The sequence below is a fragment of the Yeosuana sp. genome, assembly GCF_057126245.1.
In genome coordinates, this window is record NZ_DBNGMQ010000046.1 from 1 (window position 1) to 1,884 (window position 1,884).

The window sequence follows — 1,884 nt, forward strand, 5'->3', positions numbered from 1 at the left end:
TTGAGACTCAAAAGTTAATGTGTTTAAAAAAATAAATAAATAAAATTAAACCTTGTGGAATTGTTAAAAATTTAGTAGTCTAGAATTAAGTCAGATTTCTAATTAATGATTTAATCTTGGATTCGGGATATAGCTCAGCTTGGTAGAGCACCTGCTTTGGGAGCAGGGTGTCGTAGGTTCAAATCCTACTATCCCGATAATATTTCTTTAATCGGATGAGCTTAAAAAAAATTAAATTTTTAAAAAATCTAAAAAACTATTGATAGAATTTTATTTCTTTTTTATACTATATACTTGTAACTACTAATTATTGACTGATTATAACTCCATTATATTCTATATTATTAACTTGATACTAATTCAAAATTACTAATGAGTTTAGACGCAAAATTTATTCCGGTTCGAACTGCTTTTTATGAAATAGTAGGAAATTTTTTTAAGAAAATAGCTGAATTGTTTGGTTATCCAGAGAATCCTGGAATGCCAACTATTTATGATCTTCCAAATGAATTCTATGCTCGATCAAAATTTCTTGATAATCTTCCATTACATCAAACTTTTTGGCCCCCTATACAACGACCAGAAACATGGTTTGAAATGATATTTGGACCATCCCCAAAAGTCGAATCAGTTCCGAGATACATATACGAAAGCAAACAGGAAGGATTCTACAATTTTTATATTGAAAATTATAAAAATATTTATTTTTTACCTGATTGGTTATCTGAGTTTATCCAAGTACGATTACATATTTGTCTAGATATAACATTTTTAGAAACTATTCGTGAAGTTTTATTTGTAGGTCTGATGGTTTACTCTCAAATTGTAATTTTACGAATAGCTTTATCTTGGTTTATTTATATAAATCCATATACATTTCCATGGTGTTATCTGGCCGCTGCAGTAGATTGGACAGAAGATGTTTTACAAGGGATAGTACCATCAATACTTGGGGTAAATATTACTGGAAGTGTTTTTCTAGGTATTCTTGGAGTAGTCGCAGATAGTTTAAATCATTTGATTTTTACAATGCCATTTTTACCAAGTGAAGGAGAGGAAACAAAATTATTAATTAATCAACAAATGAAAGATGTTTTAGTTTTTCATTATTTACCAATTTTATGGTATCGTTATCCTATTCCAAATGATATAAGAGAATTTTGGTACAACGAAAGACCAGATATTTTAAATTATATGCAAAAAGCCTACAAAGATTTAGATATTCAATTTCTGCCGGATCATATTGTCAATGAATTTAATCAACAAAAATTAAAAGCAGAATTGCCTCAACTTTATGATTCTTTAATAGTTAAAAATACTCATCATATAAGTGATTATCTATCAACAGAAATATTGTCAAAAAATAATTTAACTCAAGTAAATGAATTTCTTCCTAATATAAATTTTGTTAATGAACATTTGAATAATTTTTTAATGACTCATCTCGATAAATTATTTTAATGTTAATTTTTGAATAACTGAACTTTTTTAATTGAGTTCGTTTGTGATTTTTGATCAAATATTTAAATTAATAGATTAATAGTTTGATTAAAAATCATACTATATTTTTCTTAATTAAAATTAAAAATCTTTATAATAAATTTTATTTTTATAGTACTAAATATTTTTTTAAGTCAATTTAATTAGTTGGAAGATAACTATTTCTTATTCACCTAACTTAGTAATCTATAATTCAACTTTAAGAAGATACTTTTTCAAAAAAGTTATTAAGAAAATAAATTCATGGAAATTTTAAAAGAGTTTGATCCTGGCTCAGGATGAACGCTGGCGGTATGCTTTACACATGCAAGTCGTACGAGAGTTTTTAACTCAAGTGGCGGACGGGTGAGTAACACGTAAGAATTTGCCTTTAGGAGGGGGACA

Annotated in this window: 1 protein-coding gene, 1 tRNA gene and 1 rRNA gene; all 3 read left to right on the forward strand. The window is 27.1% G+C overall.

Annotation, left to right across the window (positions count from 1 at the left end):
* The first annotated feature begins 123 nt into the window (after positions 1-123).
* Positions 124-197, forward strand: a tRNA-Pro gene (locus AC15TD_RS04630).
* Positions 198-372: 175 nt separating this feature from the next.
* Positions 373-1,461, forward strand: a complete 1,089-nt coding sequence (locus AC15TD_RS04635) for a YggT family protein (protein WP_484450965.1) — start codon at positions 373-375, stop codon at positions 1,459-1,461.
* 289 nt (positions 1,462-1,750) lie between these two features.
* A 16S ribosomal RNA gene (locus AC15TD_RS04640) occupies positions 1,751-1,884 on the forward strand; the annotation flags it as partial.